Below are 20,610 nucleotides of genomic sequence, written 5' to 3'. Positions count from 1 at the left end.
GGCCGCCGCGTTCCCCTGTTGGAGACCGGCATGTCCACCATCGATTTTTCCCGTCTCACGCCTGACCAGGTCGCCGACTTGCGGCGCAAGCTCGACAGCGCCGGTTGCCCGGTGCCGCCCAGCGCCCGCCGCGTCGAACAACTGGCCGGCGCGATCGCCGCCTTCCGCCGCCAGCAAGGCTTGCCCGGCGGCGGCCCCCTCGACGAAGCCACCTGGCGCCGCCTGAACGCCTGCAGCGGCACCGTCTTCAGCGAAGTGTTTCAAAATGAACTCGGCCTGCTGCGTCCGGAACCGGGCGCAGCAGGCGTCAGCGGCGGTCCGGAAGACGTGCAGCCGGCTGCTACCCGCGACCTGCTGGCACGCGCCCACGATGCGCGCCTGGCCGGCCTGGCGCTGTCCGGCGGCGGCGTGCGCAGCGCCACCTTCAACCTCGGCGCCCTGCAGGCCCTGGCCGAACTGCGCCTGCTGCGCGACGTCGATTACCTGTCCACCGTCTCGGGCGGCGGTTTCATCGGCGGCTGGCTGTCGAAATGCATCCGCGAGCGGGGCGGCGACGTGGCCGCCGTCGAGGCCCTGCTGACGCCCGGCGCGGCCGGCCAGACGGTAGCGACTGAGCCGGTCGAGATCCAGTTCCTGCGCCAGTACAGCAACTACCTGTCGCCAAAAAGCGGCACATTCAGCGCCGATACCTGGACCCTGATCGGCACCTATGTGCGCAACACCTGCCTGAATCTCGCCATGCTGGTTGCCTGGCTGTGCGCCCTGCTGCTGCTGCCACGCTTTGCAGTCTGGGCCGTGCACCGGGTGATCGGCCCCAGTGCCCCTTGGGCCAGCTGGTCGGATGCGATCTGGCTGGTCGGCATGGGACTGTTCCTGTTCGCCGTGTTCTGTATCGCATTATCGATCTCGAGCAAACCGGAAAGCTCGCGCGGCCTGCGCCGCTTTCCGCTGCAGCAGGGCGCGGTCCTGCGCTGCGTTAACCTGCCGCTGCTGTTGGCCGGCTTTTTGGTCAGCATCGGCCTGTGGCGCCACGGCGGCGTGGTGCCGGCGCTGTGGGAAGACGGCCTGCCCACGCGCTTTCACGGCTGGGGCGCTGGCTGGCTGCTGGTGCCGGGCCTGGTGTACTTCGTGGTCTGGGCCAGCGGCTGGTACCTGGCGCACGACCGCACCAGTCCCTACCGCACCGCCGGCTATGTGCTGTGCGCCGCCGGCGCGATGCTGGTGGCCAGCCTGTCGCTCTCGGCCGCGCTCGAGTTCGCGCCCGGCGCCGTGGCGCACCTGCTGACCATCGACGTCGGGCGCCTGCTGGCCTGGCGCGTGTGCCCGGCGCTGTGCCTCCTGATGATCGGCGTCGGCGCGGCGCTGGCGCTCGAGCAGCGCCTGCGCCTGCACCGGCCGATCCGCGACCTCTCGCGCGCCGAGCTGCTCGAAGGCCTGAGCCATTTCGTGTGCGCCCTCGCTGCGCTGGCCGCCGGCACCCTGCTGCTGCTCGTGGGCCTGGCTTTGCTGCCCGATCCCGCGGTGCATCCGATCCTGAACAATGCCATCGCCCTCGGCAGCTTCGGCATGCCGCTGATGATGACGCTGTTCTCGGTGACGATGACGCTGATGATCGGCCTGATCGGATCGCTCTACAGCGACGCCAGCCGCGAGTGGTGGAGCCGGCAAGGCGCCTGGTCCTCGATCTTCTCGCTGGCCTGGCTGATCATGTTCGGCGTCGCCTTTTTCTTCGCGCCGCTGCTACACTGGGCCTGGCTGACCTACGACCCGATCGCGAACGCCGGCACCGCCATCGGCTGGGTGGTGATGACCGTGATCGGCCTGAAGGCCGGCAGCGGCAGCGCCACCGGTTCGCGCGACGGCAACTGCGCCAAGCGCGAAATCGCTGCGCGCCTGGCGCCCTACTTTTTCACGGTCGGCATCTTCGCCCTGCTCTCGAGCCTGGTGCAGGTCGTGGTCGCCATGCCGCAGGTCGCCTGCCCGGCGCCGGTCTCGCTGCCCTGCGTGTACGCGGCGCACGCCAACGCGACGCTGGCCACCAGCGGCACCACGCTGGCGGTCGCCTTCTGCTGCTTCCTAGGCGCGGCCCTGCTGCTGGGCTGGCGCGTCGACATCAACAAGTTCTCGCTCTACATGCTGTACCGGAACCGCCTGGTGCGCGCCTACTTCGGCGCCAGCAGCGCGCGCCGCAAGCCGCATCCCTTCACCGGCTTCGATCCGCACGACGATCCGCAGCTGGCCGACATGGAAAACCAGCGCCCCTACCACATCGTCAACACCTCCCTGAACCTGGTCAGCGGCGAAGAGCTGGCCTGGCAGACGCGGAAGGCCGCCTCCTTCGTCTTCACGCCGCGCTTTTGCGGCTTCGAGATGCCGCTGATGCCGAACCTGCACGCGGCCCGGCGCGGCACCTACCGGCCCACACGCGAGTATGCCTCCGGCCCGAACGCGGCCGACGACGACGCCCACGTACGCCTGGGAATGGCGGTGGCGCTGTCGGGCGCGGCCGCCAGTCCGAACATGGGCACCCACTCGTCGCCGCCGCTGAACTTCCTGATGACGATGTTTAACGTGCGCCTGGGGCGCTGGTGCCCGAACCCGCTCAAATCGAGCTGGACCCGCTCCTCGCCCGGCATCGGCCTCTTCAGCCTGATCGCGGAGCTGTTCGGCATGACCAACGCCGACGCCAACTACGTCTACCTGTCGGACGGCGGCCACTTCGAGAACCTGGGGATCTACGAACTGGTGCGGCGGCGCTGCCGGCTCATCGTCGCCGTCGATGTCGCCAGCGACAAGACCATGGCCTTCGAGGACCTCGGCAACGCCATCCGCAAGTGCGCCACCGACCTGCACGTCAGCATCGACATCGACGTCTCGAAGATGGAGATCATCAAGGCCACGGGCCTGTGCGGCGCCAGCTGCGCGGTCGGCGCGATCCGCTACAGCCACGCCGACCCGGAGGGCCAGGACGGCACCCTCCTCTACATCAAGCCGGGCATCGTCGGCCTCGAGAACGCGGACGTGCTCAACTACCGCAAGGCCAATCCCGCCTACCCGCACCAGAGCACGGCCGACCAGTGGTTCGACGAGGCCCAGTTCGAAAGTTATCGGGCGCTCGGCTACCACATCACGAAGGCGGCGCTGGCGAAGGCGGCGGCGGCCGCGCAGCTGGCGAACGGGCGGCACGATGTGGCGCGGCTATGCGATTTCCTGCTGCGCGAGCATAAGGTCGCGGTGAACTGCGGGACGGCGCCGGCGCCGGTGGTGCCGTTACAGAGAACCGAAGTGCGGGACGGGTTCAGGTAGTGAGGTAGGGTGGGCGCCCCGTGCCCACCATCAGGCCGTGGTGTCGACCTCGGTCGATGGCGCGTCCGGTGCTTCGGGCTTCAGCGCCAGCGCCGCCAACTGCTCCATCAGCTGCGCAAAGCGCTGCTGCCCCGGCTGCAAACGGTCGACGTGGGCCAGCACGGCGTGCGCCTCCAGCGACAGGGCTTCGTCGAAGCCGCGCTCGCGCATGTGCGAGATCAGCACCTGGGCCGCATTGAACAGGATGCGCTGGTTGTTCGGCAGCCGGGCGCGCGCTTCGCGCATCCACTCGACGGCATCCTTGAGCTTGCCGGTCTTCCAGAGCAGCACGCCCTGGTTCATCAGGTCGGACGCTTCCTTCTTCGCCGCGCGGATCAGGTCTGCGCCCTCCTCGCCGAGACGCGCCTTGTCGAAGATCGCCTGCACCTCGTCGAGCAGCACCGCGTTGTCGTGGTTGTTGCGGATGACGTAGCAGAGCAGCTCGACGGGCGCTTCCTTGACGCCGACCGCGAACAGCAGGGTCGCCATCTCGAGGCAGGTGGCCGTGTCGGGACGGTCCGTGCGCGTGCCCAACAAGGCTTCGAGTTCGTCGCCGGCCTTGCGCGCGCGGCGATAATCGCCGCTCTCGTGCCAGACCAGGCCCTCGGTGATCTTGGCGCGCAGGTCGATGTCGGGATGCGCATCTCCAAACTCGCGCTGTGCCGCCAGCAGCAGCGCCTGTGCTTCCTTCGGATCGTTCTTCAGGCCGCAGACCCGCGCCAGTCCCAGGTAGGCATCGGGCGTGCGGCGCACCGAGTATTCTCCGATCGCGATGCACTTGCGGAAGGCCTTTTCGGCCAGCGCGACATTCCCCAGTTTCAGGCAGATCTGCCCCAGGTTGCGCTGGCGCGGCACGGAATTCGGCGAGAGCTTCGCCGCGCGCTCGAGGACGGAGCAGGCTTCCTCGAGCTTGCCCATGCTCTGGAAGACCAGGGCCAGCTGGTCGTAGGCGTCGATGTAATAACGGTTCTCGGCGATCACGCCTTGGAACATCTGGCGCGCCTGCTCGAATTCGCCGTTGGCGAGGCGGATCTTGGCCAGGCCCGCGCGCGCCCACTGGTATTCGCGCTGGTTCAGCACACGCTCGTAGGCCTCCCTCGCCTTTTCCGGCTCGCCGCTCTTTTCCATCAGGCGCGCCTTCATGCGCAGCAGCTCGATTTCGTGCACGCGGCTCGCTTCGATCTGTTCGTCGCACAGGCGGGCCGCGCGCAAATAATCCTTTTCGGCGTAGGCCTGGTCGATCGGCCGGAACACCTGCTTGCGGTGCCAGGCGCGGTTCAGGCGCGTGAGCAGCACGCCCTCGGTGATCGGTTTCACCAGATAGGCGTCGGGCTGGTGCTCGGCCGCGCCCATCACCGATTCGACGCTCTTCTCGGCCGAGACCATCATCCACACGCTCGACGGCAGCAGCAGGTTGCGCACGCGCGCCTCTTCCAGCACCTGCTGGCCGTTCTTGCCGTCGCCCAGGTTGAAGTCGCACAGCACCACGTCGTAGCGGGTCTTGGCGAGCAGGCCGATCGCTTCTCCGCCGCTGGCCGCCTGGTCGATGTTCTTCGCGCCCAGGCTGCGCAGGGCCTCGCGCAGCAGCTGGCGCACGCCGATGAAGTCGTCGACCACCAGGTAGTTCTTGCCGGCCCAGTCGATCGGCTCGGCGGCAGCTTTGACAGGTAGGTTCATGGCAGGTTCAGGATGAAGCAGCCGCCACCGAGGGCGCCGCCGTTTTCCAGACGCACGCTGCCTTCGCGGCCGCGGTGACGGTGCATGCGCGCGACTTCGCGCGAAAAATACAGGCCCAGTCCTGCGCTGTTGGTACGGAAGTCGATGCCGCTGGCGGCACCGTTCAGGCCCGCCGCGCCGGCGTCCAGCAAGGCCTGCGGGTAGCCGTCACCGTTATCCTCGACGCGGATTTCCAGCAGGCCGCCGGTTGCGCGCAGCGCCAGGCGGATGCGGTCGCGCGTGTAGTGGGCGGCGTTGTTGACGGCGTGCGAGACGACGCCGACCACCAGGTCTTCGTCGAGGTGCCAGATCAAGTCACGATCCGCCTCGACCTCGAGCGCGATCCCCTTTGCCTCCAACAGCACGCGCCCGAGCGCCACCACCTGCTCGACCAGCTGGCCCGCTTCGATCGGCTGCACGTCGAATGGATACTCGGGCGTGCCGACCCGTTTATACAGGGCCAGCAGCTGCATCAGGTTGTCGTTCAGGCGGCGCGTCTGGTACAGCATTTGCGCCATGTGCGGATAGGCCGTCGAATTCTGCGGCCCGCTCTCGACCAGCAGGCGCTCCAGGGTCCCGGAGAGCACGCTGATCGAATTCTTCATGTCGTGGGCGGTCGAGGCCAGGAACAGGAGCAGGTCCTGGGAGTGTGCGGTGTCGTCCATGCGCCGGCGCCATGGGTGGCGCAAAAAGTTGCCGTACGTAAATTATACGCCGACTCGGCGATACAGTTCACATGCCGCGAGCGGCAATGCGTTTAATCAGGGGCGAACGTTGCGGGCGTGCGAATGCTGCGGCGTGCACGCAACACGAAGCGGGCCGGATCGAGGGCGTCGACCAGCGCCGCTTCCAGCGGCAGCGGCTCGTTTTCCAGGCGCGCCGCCAGCAGCTCCGCGCACAGCGGCGCCCAGATCAGGCCGCGCGAGGCGTAGCCGAGCAGGCTGAACACACCGGGATGGCGCGGCACGTCGCGCAGGCGCTCGGTGCTGCCGGCCGATTCGAAGTCGGGCAAGCCGCCCACCAGCGGCAGCCGGTCCGGCGCCACGCAGCGAAAACCCACGCGGCCGCGCAGCGGCGCTCCCTCGCCCGCGGCCGGATCGGATACCAGCGCTTGCAGGCGTTCCAGGTTTTCCTGCTGGCTGGCCGCGCGCAGGCGTGGATCGGCGTCCAGGTCGTAGGTGGCGCCGGCACAGGCGATGCCCTTGGCGGCCGGTGTCAGGTAGGCTTCGCGGCACAGCACGAAAGGCAGTTGCGGCAGCGTGGCCGCGTCGAGGTGGGTCACCTGGCCGCGCAGCGCGGACAAAGGCAGGCGCGCCGCCTGCGCAATCTCCGTGGACGCGGCGCCGGCGGCCAGCACCACGGTCGCGGCGCGCGCGATCGTGCCGCCTTCGTTACGCACTTCCCATTCGTCGCCGGCGCGCTCCAGCGTCACGCTGCCCACGCCGAAACGCCGGGTCAGGCGTTCGCCGCAGGCTGCCAGCATCGCCTCGCACACGCTGCCCGAACGCGCCCAACCGCCCTGGCGGAACAGCCAGGCGCCATCGGGTGCCGGCAGGCCGAGCGCGGCGCTCGCCTGCTCCGCTTCCAGCCATTCGGCGAAGGCGCGCGGATAGCGCTTGCCGGCGGCGATCGCACGCGAGGCGGCCGCGTGCTGCGCGTCGCGCGCCAGCTGCATCACGCCGCAGGCCGCGCCCTCGATGGCCTTGCCGATACCGCCCAGGGTCTCCCAGTAGCGCAGCGCGTACAGGTAGGCGGCGCGCGTCAGGCGCGTCGGGATGTTGTCGTCTTTCGAGAGCAGCGGCATGAAGATGCCGGCCAGGTTGCCGGAAGCTTCGTTCGCCGGCGCGGCATGGCGTTCGACCAGGGTCACGTCCCAGCCGCGCGCGCACAGGCGTTCGGCCGCCGCGCAGCCGGCCAGCCCGGCGCCGATCACGATCGCCTGGCGCGCCGGGACTTCGGGCAGTACAGGACGCGGCTTGCGGCTGGCGAAGCGCGCGCCGCCTTTCTCGAACACGAAGCCCTGCGCCATCAGCGCCGCGACCTGCTCCTGTTCGAGCCAGTCGAAGGCGAGGCGGGCGTCCACTGCCGCCAGCCGCGCCAGCGCGCGCGCAAAGCCTGTGTTCGGGCCGCGCAGGCCATGCAGCCAGGCGAAATCGATGCGCGCCGCCAGCTGGGCCAGCGCCGTATCCAGCGGTGCGTTCAGCAGATCGAGGGTGAGGCCGGAATCCGGCTGCGGGATGCGGTGAAAGCCCGGCAGCTGTCCCTCGGCCAGCGCCACGACGTGCAGGCGTTTGGGACGCTCGGGATCCTGGCGCCAGGCCTCGATCAGGGCCGCCGTGCGCGAGCCGTCACCGTAGGCGCTGTCGAAGACGGTGTAGCGTTCGCGGCCCTGCCAGAAGCGTGCTGGATTCACTTCGCCCCTGCGTAGCGAAAACAGTTCGGATGGTGGTCATCCACCATGCCGATGCCTTGCATGTAGGCATACACGATGGTCGAGCCGACGAACTTGAAGCCGCGCTTACTCAGGTCTGTCGAGAGGCGGTCGGACAGCGGCGTCTTGCTCGGACGCGTGCCGTCGGCCCAGTCCCCCACCAGCGGCTTGCCGTCCACATACGCCCACAGGTAGCTGTCGAGGGTCTGGCCCGCGGCCCGCAAGGCAAGGTAGGCGCGCGCATTGGCGATCGCCGCCGCCACCTTCAGGCGGTTGCGCACGATGCCGGGATTGGCCAGCAGTTCGGCCACTTTGGCGTCGTCGTAGCGCGCGATCTTTTCCGCGTCCCAGCCGTCGAAGGCGGCGCGGTAGCTCTCCCGTTTATTCAGGATGGTTTCCCAGGACAGGCCGGCCTGGGCGCCCTCGAGGTTGAGCATCTCGAACAGGCGCCGCTCGTCGTGGCAGGGCACGCCCCATTCGTGGTCGTGGTAGTCGAGGTAGCGGGGATTGGCCGGGTTGGCCCAGCTGCAGCGATGGGTGGTCATGTTGCAAGTATAAATCAGCCCATGCAGGCAGCGCCCGACGCCGCCGCATAAAACGAGAGCGCGCTCCGGAATCGTTCCGGAGCGCGCCCGTGCAAGCGGCGCCAGGGCGCCGCTTGCGGCCATCAATGATGGATTACTTGCCCGAGGTCGTGCCCGACTTTGCAGCCGGCATCTGCTGGGCCGCCTTCAGGTGCTGTTCCACCGTCGGCTTCATTTTCGTTGCCAGGGCCTTGACGTCGCTGTCCTTGGCGTTCTTCTCGTTCTTGTTCAGCATGGCCAGCGCTTCCTTGTGGCCGCCCGTGCCGCCCGTCTTCATGTACTCGCGGTCGAACTTGTCGCCCTCGAGCTTGGCCAGCTTGGCCGCCATGGCCTTGTGCTTGGCGTCGAGCTCGGTCGGCAGGGTGATGCCCTTGGCTTGCGCCACGGTCTGCACTTCGGCCAGGCCCTTCGTGTGGTCGTCGATCATCTGCTGGGCGAAGGTTTTCACTTCCTGGTTCTGGCTCTTGCTTTGCGCCAGCTTGCCCATTTCGACTTCGGCCATGTTCACCATCGCCATATCCATGATGGCCTTGTTGTCGGCCTTGCTCATCTTCGCTGCGCCCGACGCGGTGGCGCCGGCCGTGCCCGACTGGCCCGAGGTTTGGTCGGCCATGCCGGTGCTGCCTGTGCCGGTGCTGCCGCTCATGCCGGCGCCGCTCTGGTGGCCCGCGTGACCCGCGGTGGCCGAACCGGTAGTCGAGCCGGCGGTGCTCGAACCGACCTGGCTGCCGCGATTTTCCATGCCCTGGCTGTTGGTGTTGTTGACCGTGCCGTCGCCCGCGGTCTTGCCGGTCATGTTCGGCTGGCCCTGTGGGCTCACGGTGGTGGCCGATTGTGCTTGCACGCCAAAGCTGGCGAACATGGCGGCTGCGGCCGAAACGGCGAGCAGTCCTTTCAACGCTTTATTTTTTTGCATGATGCTCTCCTGGGGGTTGGGGATGGAGCCGGCATCATGTCTCCGATGCGCCGCTCCTGTTGATGACTTCGGCATGTTGCGCAGCGCTTGCGCCGTGTTTGACGGCAGCACACGGATGCGCATTCTCGAGCCAAGCGGCAGTGTATCGCCGGGTTCCGCAACCCAGCGCGCGGTAGCCTTTTAGCAAGATTACCGAGGGAGCGGGCATGAAAAAAGCCGGCGCGCAGGCCGGCTGTGGCAATGAACGAACAACTCAGCGGAAGCTGAGCGCCGCCGTCAGGTCGCCCGGTCCACGTGCGCCGCGGGCGGCAAAAGCGGCGTCGCGCGCGGCCAGGCCCTCCAGCTTCGGCAGGCCGTGCAGGCGCGTGATGAAGCGCAGGATCGAGGTGGTGTCGTAGAAATTGTGGTCGACCGCGCCCTTCTTCGCGTGCGGCGAAACGACGATCGCCGGAATGCGCGAACCCGGTCCCCAGCGGTCGCCTTCGGGCGGCGCCACGTGGTCCCACCAGCCGCCGTTCTCGTCGAAGGTGATGACGACCACCATGTCTTCCCACTGCGGCGAGTTTTTCAGGTGCGCGATCACGTTGGCCACGTGGGCGTCGCCCGATTCGATGTCCGAATAGCCGGCGTGCAGGTTCAGGTTGCCCTGCGGCTTGTAGAAGGCCACGGCCGGCAGCTTGCCGGCGAGCGCGTCGGCGATGAAGCGGTTCGAGATCGGGCTGTCGCCCAGACCGCCGTCGCGCAGGTGTTCGGCGCGCGCCGCGCTGCCCGGTGCGAACTGGCGGAAGTAATTGAAGGGCTGGTGATGGTGCTGGAAGTTCGGACGCTGGCCGGCGCCGCGTCCATCGAGCGCGGCCTGCCAGGCGCCGCCGTACCAGGCCCAGCTCACTTTCTTGCGCGAGAGCAGATCGCCGATGGTGTCGTAGCTTTGCGGCGGCAGCACGGAAGGATCCTGCGGATCGGCCGCGTTGGCGTCGCCCCCAGGCGCCGGACGCACCCAGCTTGGCTGGTAAGGCGGCGCCATCGTGTTGACGGCGTAGCCGTCGGGCGTGATCGCGCCGGCGTTGACGAACTTGGGCTTGCCGTCGAGCGCGGACTTCGGCGAGTCCGGCGCCACGGCCAGGCGTTTGCCTTGCGGGCCGTCCGCGAGCACGGTGATCTTTTTCCTGGCCGGCGTTTCGGCCGCGTTGAAGAATTCCGGCGTGCGGCCGCTGATCAGGAACTGGTGGTTCAGGTAGGAACCGCCGAAGGCACCCATGAAGAAGTTGTCGCACAGCGTGTACTCGCGCGCGATCTGCCACAGGCCCAGGTTTTTACTCGTCTCGCCGTAATGCCCCATCACCAGCGCGCCGGAGTCGCCCCAGGCAACAAAACCGTCGTTCTTGCCGCCGTTGATCTGCATCTGGTTGTGATAAAAATTGTGCACCAGGTCGCGCGTGACCAGTGCTTCCGGCAGCGGCTGGCCTTCGCCGTCATGCAGTTTCCACGGACCGTTGGGGAGACTGGCGATCTTGTCTTCGCCGATCAGGTAATCCTTGCCGCCGATGTTCTGGCGTCCCGGCACCATGCCGCCCCAGATCTTCGGCAGCGCCGGCAGCGTGGAACCGTCGCGGTCGATCTGCGGTGCGCTGGCCGGCATCGGCGCGGCCAGGCCGGGGAAGCCGGCGAACAGGTTGTTGAAGCTGCGGTTCTCGAGAAAGATCACGACCACGTTCTTGACGTGCGCCTTGAGCTTGGCGTCGAGCGAGGATGCGGGTTTTGCCTTGGCGCGCGGTGCGGCGTCGGCGGCAGCCGGCAGGCTGGCACCGAGGCCGACGGCGGCGGCGGCCTGGAAGATGCGGCGGCGGGACGGGCTGGCGGGCGCTTGCGCCGGTTGTTCGTTGAGATCGCGGTCGGACATGAGGGCGTCGCTTGAATAAGGAAAACAGCGATTATCGCCCGTTTCTTGCCTACTGAAAATATTGACGACAGGCGCTCACGGTTGGGTGTTGTAGGGTGGGCATGCCCACGCGTTTTACCGGTGGCACCGACGCGACGATGTCGACGTCGGTCCAAGTAACGCCCGGAACAAGGCCGGCATGTAGCGAGCGATGTAACCGCGTGGGCATGCCCACCCTACATTTCGGCCGCGAGTCTTTTGCGTAATTCCTCTAGCGGCAGCGGCTTCGCAAAGTGATACCCCTGCGCCTCGTCGCAATCGGCCGCACGCAGGAACTCGACCACCTCGGCCGTCTCCACGCCCTCGGCCACCACCGCCAGCTTCAGTGCATGCGCCATGTCCACAAACGCTTTCACGAAATCGAAAGCGCTGATGCGCTCGTCTTCCTGCAGCACGAAGGAGCGGTCGAGTTTCAACACGTCGATCGGGAAGCTGCGCAGGTAGGCCAGGCCCGAGTAGCCGGTGCCGAAGTCGTCGACCGCCAGTTTCACGCCCAGCCCGTGCAACTCGCGCAGCATCAGCGCGGTGCGCTCGATGTCGGCGATCAGCGCGCTTTCGGTCAGTTCCAGTTCCAGGCAATGCGGCGGGATGCTTGACTCCTGCAACGCCTGCCGCACTTCGCCGACGAAAGTCGCATGCGCCAGCTGGCGCGCCGAGACGTTCACCGAGACGCAGATCTCGCGTCCGAATTCCGTCATCAGGCGCCGCGTCTGCAGGCAGGCCTCTCTCAACACCCAGCGTCCGATCGGCGCGATCAATCCGGTCTCCTCGGCGATCGGGATGAACTGCGCCGGCGAGACCAGGCCACGCTCCGGATGGTTCCAGCGGATCAGGGCTTCCATGCCGACCATGGTCATGCTGCGCAGGTCGATGCGCGGCTGGTAGTGCAGCTCGAATTCGCCGCGCGCCAGCGCCGGGCGCAGCGAGGTTTCCAGCGCCATCCGTTCGCGCGTGGCGAAGGCCATTTCCGGCTCGAAGAAGCGGTAGCGGTTGCGCCCGGCCGCCTTGGCGCGGTACATCGCCGTGTCGGCCGCCTGGAACAATTGCTCCTTGCTGTTGCCGTCGGCCGGGAACAGGCTGATGCCGATCGAGGCGCCGATGATCACGTCCTGGCCGGCGATCGTGATCGGGGTGGTCAGCACGTCCAGCAGTTTCTCGCCGATGCGCCCGGCCGCCGCCTGGCCGCTGGGGCACAGGGCTGCGATCACGAATTCGTCGCCGCCCAGGCGGGCGATGACGTCGCCCGGACGGATCACCCCGCGCAGGCGCGCCGCCACTTCGCACAGCAGGATGTCGCCGAACTCGTGGCCAAAGGAGTCGTTGACTTCCTTGAAACGGTCGAGGTCGAGGAACATCGTCGCCACCGTGGAACCATGCGGGCAGGTGTCGAGCAGGCGCTGCACGCGTTCACCCAGCAGCGCGCGGTTCGGCAGCCCGGTCAGGGTGTCGTGGGTGGCCAGCTCGCGCAGGCGGTTCTGCGTTTCCTCGCGTTCGGTGACGTCGCGGATGATGGCCTGGTAAAACTCCTTGCCGCCGTCCTCGAAACGGGAGATGTGGACGTCGGCCGGGAAGGTGCTGCCGTCCTTGCGCCGCTTGGTGATGCGCAGCAGCCGGGTTTGTCCATCCTGGAGCGCCGCCCCCAGTTCGGCCGTGTAGCTGAAGTCGCTGTCGATGTCGGGCGCGCGCAGGCCCAGGAATTCCTCTTCGGTATAGCCGAATACACTGCAGGCGCGGCCGTTGGCGGCGACGATGCGCAGCTCGCGGTCGGCAATGACGATGCTGTCGGCCGCCTGCTGGAACAGATTGCGGAAGCGCTGCTCGCTTTTCCTCAGCGCCTGCTCGGCTTGGCGCTTGAAGCTGATGTCATGAAAATAGACGGACAGGCCGTCCTCGCTCGGATAGGCGCGCGCCTCGACCCAGACGCCGGACGGCTCCCAGTAGGTCTCGAAGGCGCAGGCTTCGCCGGTTTCCATGGCGCGCCGATAATAGGCGAGCGAGGGGGAGTTGTGCAGGTCGGGCGCGACCTCGAGCAGGTTGCGGCCGATGGCGGCCCCGGCGTCGACGTTCACGAAATTGCCCGCCTTGCGGTTGGCGTAGGTCACGCGCCAGTTGCGGTCGACGGCAAAGAAGGCGTCGCCGATGCTTTCCAGCATGACCTGCAGTTGCTGCTGGGACTTGTCCAGGGCCTGGCGCGCAACATGCTCTTCGGTGACGTCGCGCGCCGTCGCGTAGGTTACCTGGCTGAGCGCGCACCAGCGCACCGAGACCGACATCACGACGGCATGCCCCGCCTTGTGCATCCAGCGGCTGTGCAGGTCGCGCCGGATCGACATGCCCGCGCGCAGGTTGGCGCGCAGAACCTCGAACAGGGGACGCTCATCCTCGGCCAGCAATTCAAAGTAGCAGCGCCCCACCAGCTCCTCAGGCAGGTAGCCGAGGATGTCGAAGGTTGCCGCGTTCAGGCGCAGGAAACGGCCCTCGGCGTCGATGAGGGCAATCAGGTCCAGGGAGTTTTCGATCAGGGCGGTGTTTTCCTCGGCCAGCCGTGCCAGATCGCTTGTCGTTGTCTTGTCGTTCAATTCAGATACCGTGTACTGCGCTGTCGTTCGCCGAAGGCGGCGAGCCGCTCAGGTTACGCATTTCTCGGGGCGAACTAAATGCCAATCTGGTAACCGCATGAAATATATTTTTCTTTGTAGAAATTTTGAGACGCTTTGCCGGCCGTTCTTGTCTGCTCGACAGCAGTGTGGGCAAGCCAAGTGTGTTGGCAAAGGAGCGGCCGGCGGCGTAGACTGCTCGTTCAGACGGAACGCCGAGAGAGACAGCAAGTGCAAGCCGAAAGACGAAGCGTTGAACGACCGAGGATCGTGCTGGCCGCCATTACGCGCGAACACGTGCGCGAACTGGTCGAGACCGAAGCCGCCCACCTGCGCAGCGCGGTGGCGGCCGGACGTAACCGCTACCAGGTCAGGCTCGACCAGCACGACCAGATCGTTGCCTACATGGCCACATTGAATCCGCTCGACCTGGAACGCTTTTCCACCCTCTACGAACAGGAAGCGGCCGCCGCACGCGCCGCCGCGGCCGGACGCGACGAATGGCGTCCCGTCAGCGGTCCGCTGGCCGTGCAGGCCGGGCAATCCGGCGAGATCATGCGCATCGGTCCCTGGGCCGTGGCGGCCGCCGGCGCGGTCGCGGCGATGGCGGCGCTGATCCTGCAGCGCTGACCAGCTCCCTGTAAAATCCCGAAGATGTCATGCCGCAAGGCCGCCAGACCCTGGCGGCGCAGGCATGCGCACTTGCACAGCCGTCCTCTCCCTCCTCGCCATGACCAATCCCGCCACCCAGTCCGTCACGCCCGATACACCGGTTTCCTCACAACAAGCGCACGGCTTCCTGCTGCCCATCGTCGGCGGCGCGGCAGTCGCCCACCTGCTCAACGACATGATCCAGGCCATGCTGCCTGCGATCTTTCCGCTGCTGAAAACGAGTTTCAAGCTGAGCTTCGGCGAGATCGGCATCATCGCGCTGGTGTACCAGGTGGTCGCCTCGCTGCTCCAGCCCTGGATCGGCCTGTACACGGACAAGCACCCGAAACCCTATCTGCTGCCCTTCGGCATGGTGATGACCCTGATCGGCATCGCGCTGCTGGCCAGCGCCGGCAGCTATCCAATGCTGCTGCTCGCGGCGGGCACCATCGGCGTCGGCTCCGCAACCTTCCACCCGGAAGCCTCGCGCATCGCGCGCCTGGCCTCGGGCGGGCGCTTCGGCACCGCGCAGTCGACCTTCCAGGTGGGCGGCAACAGCGGCTCGGCAATCGGCCCGCTGCTGGCGGCCGCCATCATCATTCCCCATGGCCAGGGCGCCGTGGCCTGGTTCATGGTCGTGGCAGTGGCGGCGATCCTGCTGCTCTTCCGCCTGACGCACTGGGTCAGGCATCACGGCAGCGCCAAGGCGAAAAGCTTATCTGGCAAGCACCACGCCGGCCTCGACCGCGCGGGCGTGATCCGCGCCGTGATCGTGATCTGCATCCTGATGTTCGCCAAGTTCGTCTACATCGCCTCGTTCACGAACTACTTCACCTTTTATCTGATGGAGCGCTTCCATCTCGGGGTCCAGCACAGCCAGATGTTCCTGTTCATGTTCCTGGCGGCGGTGGCGGCCGGCACCTTCGCCGGCGGGCCGGTCGGCGACCGCATCGGCCGCAAGGCGGTGATCTGGATCTCCTTCCTCGGCGTGGCTCCCTTCGCGCTGATCCTGCCGCAAGCCAACCTGTGGTGGACGGCGGTACTGGCGATCGTCATCGGCCTGGTGATGTCCTCGGCCTTCGCCGCTTTGGTCGTGTATGCCCAGGAAGCCGTGCCGGGACGCGTCGGCATGGTCTCGGGCCTGATGTTCGGCCTCATGTTCGGCATCGGCGGCATCGGCGCCGCCGGCCTGGGCAAGCTGGCCGACAGCTATGGCATCGTGCAGGTCTACGGCGTGCTGGCCTTCCTGCCGCTACTGGGCCTGGCGACCGCCTTCCTGCCCGCCACCCACCGGCGCCAGGCCTGAACGCCGCGGCGCCGCTGTTGCGCCGCCGCGCCGCTTGTGGCCGTTTATAAGTTGCAGCTGGGAAATTTGATGCGAACTGGGCCGTCGCCGTGTAGACTGGCCCACTCGTCTTTTTCTCCAATTTGCCATGTCTCTTGGCCATTACGAACCGACACTCGTCCTGGTGTCGATCCTGGTCGCAATCTATGCCTCGTACACCGCGCTGAGCCTGGCCGAACGCGTGCGCCATTCGCACGGCCGCACCACCTGGTGGTGGATGGGTGGCGGCGCCTTTGCCATGGGCAGCGGCATCTGGGCCATGCACTTCATCGGCATGCAAGCCTTCCGCCTGCCCTTCCCGGTCGGCTACGACATCGGCATCACCTTCATTTCCTGGCTGCTGCCGGTGCTGGCCTCGATGCTGGCCCTGTCGCAGATCAGCCGCCCAATGCCGCGCCCCGGCCACTTCGCCCTCAGCGCGGTCCTGATGGGCCTGGGCATCAATGCCATGCACTACACGGGCATGGCCGCCATGCGCATGCGTCCCGGCATCGAATACGATCCGCTGCTGTTCGGCCTCTCGGTCCTGATCGCGATCGGCGCCTCCGCCGGCGCGCTCTGGCTCGCCTTCCACCTGCGCCACCGCATGCGCCACGCCGGGCTGGCCCAGCTGGCGGCCGCCGTCATGATGGGCTTCGCCATCGTCGGCATGCACTACACCGGCATGGAAGCGGCGCACTTTTTACCGGGCAGCATCTGCCTGGAAGCCGACGTCGGCATCAGCCAGGATCTGTTGGCCGGCATGGTGACCGTGACCGCCCTGCTGCTGCTGACCATCGCCACCCTGGTCGCCGTCTATGACTCGCGCCTGGAAGACCGTTCGCGCATCCTGGCCGCCTCGCTCGCCACCTCGGCCGAGCGCCAGACCCTGTACCTGCATGAGCAGAAGGCCCGCCTCGAGGCCGAGCGCCTGTCCGACATGAAGGACGAATTCCTGTCCACCCTCTCGCACGAGCTGCGCACCCCGCTCAACGCCATGCTCGGCTGGGCGCAGCTGCTGATGGACGGCGGCAAGGACGAAAAGATGCTGAAACGCGGCCTGCAGACGATCGAGCGCAATGCGCGCGCGCAGTCGCAGCTGATCGAGGACATGCTCGACATGAGCCGCCTGATTGCCGGCAAGATCCGCATCGAGGTCGACCGCACCTGGCCCTCGGACTTCATCGCCGCCGCGGTGGAGACGGTGCGCCCGGTCGCCCTGGCCAAGGGCGTGCGCCTGGAAATGCTGATCGAAAGCCATGCCGGCCCGCTGGCGGCGGACGCCGGCCGCCTGCAGCAGGTGATGACGAATCTGCTGTCGAACGCGATCAAGTTCACGCCGGGCGGCGGCGCCGTGCGCGTCAGCTCGAAGCGCGTCGGCGACACCATCGTCATCGAGGTCAGCGACACCGGCATCGGCATCGCCCCCGACTTCTTGCCGCACGTGTTCGACCGCTTCCGCCAGGCCGATGCCTCGTCCACGCGCCGTCATGGCGGCCTGGGTCTCGGCCTGTCGATCGCCCACCAGTTGGTCGAACTGCAAGGCGGGAGCTTAAGCGCGGCCAGCGCCGGCGAAGGCGAAGGCGCCACCTTCACGCTGACGATGCCGCTGCAGCGCATCGACGAGGCACCTGCCGCGCCCGACTGCCTGCTCAAGCCGCACGACCCCGATGCCGTGCGCGCCGGCAGCGGCGCACTCAGCGGCCTGACCATCCTGGTGGTCGACGACGAGCGCGATTCGCTCGACATCGTCCATTACGTGCTGGCCGACATGGCCGCCACCATCGTCACCGCCTCGACCGCGTATGAGGCGTTGCAGATGATCGACCGTCTGAAACCCGACCTGATGGTGAGCGACATCGGTATGCCGGGCATGGACGGGATGGAACTGATGCGCCGCGTGCGCGCGTCGAGCAACCCGCACGTGGCCGGCGTGCGCGCCCTGGCGCTGACCGCCTTCTCGCGCCGCGAAGACAGGATGCGCTCGCTCGAAGCGGGTTTCGATGAATACCTGTCGAAACCGGTTGCGCCGGCGGAACTGGTGCGGGCGGTGCTGACGCTGTGCGACAACGCAGTGCAAAAGCCGGTTCCCGAACCGAAGCGCGTGTAAGAGCGTCTAACAAAACTGACAGGGCAAGGCGCAGCGCCGAAGACAGTACGAGGGTACGGCGAGGCGCTGCAACGCAGCCATGGCAGTTTTGTTAGGCGCTCGAAGTCAAACTGCTGTCATATTGGGGAGCGAAGATAGACATCGTTCTCAAGAACGCGGCAGCTTCGCTGCCCTACCGGCGCCGGCGGTCGGGAAACATACCGGCACCAATTCTCTTTTCGAGCGGCACTGTCCGTCTCGCTGCGTCGATACACTGCACGCACTCCGTACGATATCGAACCGAAGCACGCCGCCTGCCGGGGTAAGGTCGCATGACGACCCCGACTGTGGCGTGACACCGCAGCCGGTTCATATTTCTAAAGGAGAGCTTTCATGCAACGACAGGCAGCCGCCATGGTAGGCGGAATCATCGCGGGCGTGGTGACGAGCGCAGTCATGTTTGCGGGCCGCAAGAGCGGCGTCATGACCAAGACGTTGGACCGGGACGCCGTCGACTGGATCGACGAGAAGACGGGTTCGCGCGCGGTGATCGGCGACACCGGCACCAGCATTGCCGAGTTCGCCAACCACCTGGGCGCGTCGGCCGCCTTCGGGGCGGCACTACCGAAACTGGAGGACATGGCGCCGTCGCTGTCTCCAGTGACGCTCGGCGCGCTCTACGGCACGGCCCTGTACGCGGTCAACATCGGCGCCATCGCGCCCGTGCTCGGGATCACGCAGGGAGAATTCGCAGCCGGCCCGCGCAAGGCCGGCGAGCGCTGGTTCATCCACGTGCTGCAGGGCGTGCTGACGGCCGTCATCGCGCGGCGCCTGGCATCCCCAGGCGCGGACGATGATGAGACCGCGATCGGGGACGGGATTTAGTCGAACTTCGAAAAGTCCGGCTTGCGCTTCTGGAAGAAGGCCGTGAATGCCTCTTTGGCTTCGGCGCCGACCAGCATGGTGCTGAACTGCTTGTTTTCGACGGCCATCGTCTCGGCGACGATGGCGGCGCGCGGGCGGCGCATCAGGGCCTTGGTGGCGCGGATCGAGGCGGCCGGCAAGGCGACCAGCTTGGCGGCCTGGCCGCGCGCAAACTCCAGCAGCTCGACGGCCGGCAGCACTTTTGCCACGATGCCCATCTCGAAGGCTTCCTGGGCGCCGAAGGCTTCGCCCAGCATCAGCTTTTCGGCGGCGCGGGTGTAGCCGGCGGCTTGCGCGACCAGCAGCGACGACGCGAATTCCGGGCACAGGCCGAGCTGGCTGAAGGGCATCGAGAATTTCGCATTGTCGGCGCAATAGACCAGGTCGCAGTGCATCAGCATCGTGGTGCCGATGCCGACCGCGGCGCCGCTGACGGCGGCGATGACCGGCTTGGTACAGCCTTCCAGGGCTTTCATGAAGCGGAATACCGGACGGTCTTCGGTCATGGCACCTTCGCCGACGTTGTTCAGGAAGTCGTCGAGGTCGTTACCGGCGGTGAAGATTTCCGGCTTGCCGGTGATGAGGACGGCGCGCACTTGCGGGTCTTGTTCGGCGTCGAGCAAGGCGTCGGCCATGGTGGTGTACATGGCGCCGGTGATGGCGTTCTTGCGCTCGAGGCGGTCGAATTCGATGGTGAGGATGCCTTTTTGTTTATTCGTTTGGATGGCCATCATGTGTCTCCAGGGTGTTCAGAAGTACGAAAGACCACGCGGGCATGCCCGCCCTACGGTACACCGCAGCCGCTGGCTGTAGCACACCGTAGGGCGGGCATGCCCGCGCGGATTCACAGGCCGCGTCAACGCACACGCTGACACGGCCCCTGTCCAAAATTAAACGCGCTCGATGATACCAGCCGCGCCCATGCCGGCGCCGACGCACATCGTCACCATGCCGTACTTCAGGTTGTTGCGGCGCAGTGCGTGCACGACGGTCGCGGCGCGGATGGCGCCGGTCGCGCCCAGCGGGTGACCCAGGGCGATCGCGCCGCCCATCGGGTTGACCTTGCTGGTGTCCAGGTCCAGGTCGCGGATCACGGCCAGGGCCTGCGCTGCAAACGCTTCGTTCAGCTCGATCCAATCCAGCTGGTCCTGGGTCAGGCCGGCGGCAGCCAGCGCCGCGGGAATCGCCACCTTCGGGCCGATGCCCATGATTTCCGGCGGCACGCCGCGCACGGCGAAGGACGAGAATTTCGCGAGCGGGGTCAGGTTGTGTTCCTTCAGGATCTTCTCGCTGACGACGATCAGGGCGCCGGCGCCGTCCGACATCTGCGACGAGGTCGCAGCCGTGACGGTGCCCTTGGCGGCGAAGACCGGCTTCAGCTTGGCCATGCCTTCAGCGCTGGCGTCGGCGCGCGGGCCTTCGTCCAGGTCGACGGTGCGGCGCTTGACCGAGATCTCGCCGGTCGCCAGGTTCGGCGTGCGGGTGACGATTTCGACCGGGGTGATCTCGTCCTTGAAGTAGCCTGCCTGCTGGGCGGCGATGGCGCGGCGGTGCGATTCCAGGCCGAAGGCGTCCTGGTCTTCGCGCGACACTTTCCACTGCTGCGCCACTTTCTCGGCGGTCAGGCCCATGCCGTAGGCCAGGCCAACGTTTTCGTCTTTAAACGTGTCCATGTTGATCGACGGGTGGTGGCCCATCATCGGCACCATCGACATCGATTCGACGCCGCCGGCGATCATCACGTCGGCTTCACCGACGCGGATGCGGTCCGCGGCCATCGCCAGGGCGGTGATGCCCGACGCGCAGTAGCGGTTGACGGTCACGCCGCCGACCGTGTTCGGCAGGCCGGCCAGCACCACCGAGTTACGGGCGATATTGAAACCCTGCTCCGCTTCCGGGAACGAGCAGCCGACGATGGCGTCGACGATCAGGGCCGGGTCGAGGTTCGGCACGGCGGCCATGGCGCCGCGGATCGCGTGCACCAGCAGGTCGTCCGGGCGGGTCGTTTTGAACATGCCGCGCGGCGCCTTGCCAATCGGGGTGCGGGTCGCTGCGACGATGTATGCGTCTTGAAGTTGTTTGCTCATGTCAGTC

At 67.0% G+C, this 20,610-nt stretch carries 14 protein-coding genes; 5 read left to right on the top strand and 9 right to left on the bottom strand.

Features of this window, described 5'->3' with window-relative positions:
* The first annotated feature begins 30 nt into the window (after positions 1-30).
* The gene (locus C2862_RS10330) at positions 31-3,306 is read left to right on the top strand and encodes a patatin-like phospholipase family protein (RefSeq protein WP_136220040.1); all 3,276 of its coding nucleotides are present in this window, start codon (positions 31-33) and stop codon (positions 3,304-3,306) included.
* Between the two features lie 30 nt (positions 3,307-3,336).
* On the opposite strand, the gene C2862_RS10325 is transcribed toward C2862_RS10330, so the two are convergent.
* From C2862_RS10325 to C2862_RS10295, 7 genes are all read right to left on the bottom strand, one after another.
* The gene (locus C2862_RS10325) at positions 3,337-5,022 is read right to left on the bottom strand and encodes a tetratricopeptide repeat-containing response regulator (protein ID WP_136220039.1); all 1,686 of its coding nucleotides are present in this window, start codon (positions 5,020-5,022) and stop codon (positions 3,337-3,339) included.
* Positions 5,019-5,726: a sensor histidine kinase KdpD gene (locus C2862_RS10320; protein ID WP_136220038.1), complete on the bottom strand. Its 708-nt coding sequence runs from the start codon at positions 5,724-5,726 to the stop codon at positions 5,019-5,021. Before C2862_RS10320 ends, C2862_RS10325 begins: the two co-directional genes overlap by 4 nt.
* Positions 5,727-5,818: 92 nt before the next feature.
* Positions 5,819-7,474 (bottom strand): FAD-dependent 5-carboxymethylaminomethyl-2-thiouridine(34) oxidoreductase MnmC, encoded by a 1,656-nt coding sequence (mnmC, locus tag C2862_RS10315; protein ID WP_136220037.1) that lies wholly within the window; start codon positions 7,472-7,474, stop codon positions 5,819-5,821.
* A complete protein-coding gene (locus tag C2862_RS10310; RefSeq protein ID WP_136220036.1) occupies positions 7,471-8,037 on the bottom strand; it encodes a DNA-3-methyladenine glycosylase I in 567 nt (188 codons plus the stop codon). Before C2862_RS10310 ends, mnmC begins: the two co-directional genes overlap by 4 nt.
* A gap of 133 nt (positions 8,038-8,170) precedes the next feature.
* A complete protein-coding gene (locus tag C2862_RS10305; RefSeq protein WP_136220035.1) occupies positions 8,171-8,992 on the bottom strand; it encodes a DUF4142 domain-containing protein in 822 nt (273 codons plus the stop codon).
* Positions 8,993-9,245: 253 nt separating this feature from the next.
* Positions 9,246-10,892, bottom strand: coding sequence for an acid phosphatase (gene acpA, locus C2862_RS10300; protein ID WP_136220034.1), 1,647 nt, complete (start codon positions 10,890-10,892; stop codon positions 9,246-9,248).
* A 215-nt stretch (positions 10,893-11,107) separates the two neighbouring features.
* On the bottom strand, positions 11,108-13,510 hold the full coding sequence (locus tag C2862_RS10295; RefSeq protein ID WP_136220033.1) for an EAL domain-containing protein: 2,403 nt from the start codon (positions 13,508-13,510) through the stop codon (positions 11,108-11,110).
* A gap of 288 nt (positions 13,511-13,798) precedes the next feature.
* On the opposite strand from C2862_RS10295, the gene C2862_RS10290 reads away from it, so the two are divergent.
* From C2862_RS10290 to C2862_RS10275, 4 genes are all read left to right on the top strand, one after another.
* Positions 13,799-14,158, top strand: a complete 360-nt coding sequence (locus C2862_RS10290; protein WP_136220032.1) for a hypothetical protein — start codon at positions 13,799-13,801, stop codon at positions 14,156-14,158.
* A 64-nt stretch (positions 14,159-14,222) separates the two neighbouring features.
* Positions 14,223-15,485 carry an MFS transporter gene (locus C2862_RS10285; RefSeq protein ID WP_136220031.1) on the top strand — a complete coding sequence of 421 codons (1,263 nt, stop codon included), beginning with the start codon at positions 14,223-14,225 and terminating at the stop codon, positions 15,483-15,485.
* A gap of 127 nt (positions 15,486-15,612) precedes the next feature.
* Entirely contained in the window at positions 15,613-17,613 is a 2,001-nt protein-coding gene (locus C2862_RS10280; RefSeq protein WP_136220030.1) for an MHYT domain-containing protein, read from the top strand.
* A gap of 372 nt (positions 17,614-17,985) precedes the next feature.
* Positions 17,986-18,477: a hypothetical protein gene (locus C2862_RS10275; RefSeq protein ID WP_136220029.1), complete on the top strand. Its 492-nt coding sequence runs from the start codon at positions 17,986-17,988 to the stop codon at positions 18,475-18,477.
* Here C2862_RS10275 and C2862_RS10270 read toward each other — a convergent pair.
* On the bottom strand, positions 18,474-19,247 hold the full coding sequence (locus C2862_RS10270) for an enoyl-CoA hydratase (protein WP_136220139.1): 774 nt from the start codon (positions 19,245-19,247) through the stop codon (positions 18,474-18,476). The genes C2862_RS10275 and C2862_RS10270 overlap by 4 nt on opposite strands.
* Positions 19,248-19,406: 159 nt before the next feature.
* A complete protein-coding gene (locus C2862_RS10265) occupies positions 19,407-20,603 on the bottom strand; it encodes an acetyl-CoA C-acyltransferase (RefSeq protein ID WP_136220028.1) in 1,197 nt (398 codons plus the stop codon).
* Between the last annotated feature and the right edge of the window lie 7 nt (positions 20,604-20,610).

The organism is Massilia sp. Mn16-1_5 (assembly GCF_004798585.1).
Classification (GTDB): domain Bacteria; phylum Pseudomonadota; class Gammaproteobacteria; order Burkholderiales; family Burkholderiaceae_D; genus Telluria.
This window is presented reverse-complemented; position numbering and strand designations above follow the sequence as displayed.

What these genes read in the sequence shown, in the direction of transcription:
- C2862_RS10330 (WP_136220040.1), top strand. Translation starts at nt 31, where the DNA reads ATGTCCACCATCGATTTTTCCCGTCTCACGCCTGACCAGGTCGCCGAC.
- C2862_RS10325 (WP_136220039.1), bottom strand. Translation starts at nt 5,022, where the DNA reads ATGAACCTACCTGTCAAAGCTGCCGCCGAGCCGATCGACTGGGCCGGC.
- C2862_RS10320 (WP_136220038.1), bottom strand. Translation starts at nt 5,726, where the DNA reads ATGGACGACACCGCACACTCCCAGGACCTGCTCCTGTTCCTGGCCTCG.
- C2862_RS10310 (WP_136220036.1), bottom strand. Translation starts at nt 8,037, where the DNA reads ATGACCACCCATCGCTGCAGCTGGGCCAACCCGGCCAATCCCCGCTAC.
- C2862_RS10305 (WP_136220035.1), bottom strand. Translation starts at nt 8,992, where the DNA reads ATGCAAAAAAATAAAGCGTTGAAAGGACTGCTCGCCGTTTCGGCCGCA.
- acpA (WP_136220034.1), bottom strand. Translation starts at nt 10,892, where the DNA reads ATGTCCGACCGCGATCTCAACGAACAACCGGCGCAAGCGCCCGCCAGC.
- C2862_RS10285 (WP_136220031.1), top strand. Translation starts at nt 14,223, where the DNA reads ATGCGCACTTGCACAGCCGTCCTCTCCCTCCTCGCCATGACCAATCCC.
- C2862_RS10280 (WP_136220030.1), top strand. Translation starts at nt 15,613, where the DNA reads ATGTCTCTTGGCCATTACGAACCGACACTCGTCCTGGTGTCGATCCTG.
- C2862_RS10275 (WP_136220029.1), top strand. Translation starts at nt 17,986, where the DNA reads ATGCAACGACAGGCAGCCGCCATGGTAGGCGGAATCATCGCGGGCGTG.
- C2862_RS10270 (WP_136220139.1), bottom strand. Translation starts at nt 19,247, where the DNA reads ATGGCCATCCAAACGAATAAACAAAAAGGCATCCTCACCATCGAATTC.
- C2862_RS10265 (WP_136220028.1), bottom strand. Translation starts at nt 20,603, where the DNA reads ATGAGCAAACAACTTCAAGACGCATACATCGTCGCAGCGACCCGCACC.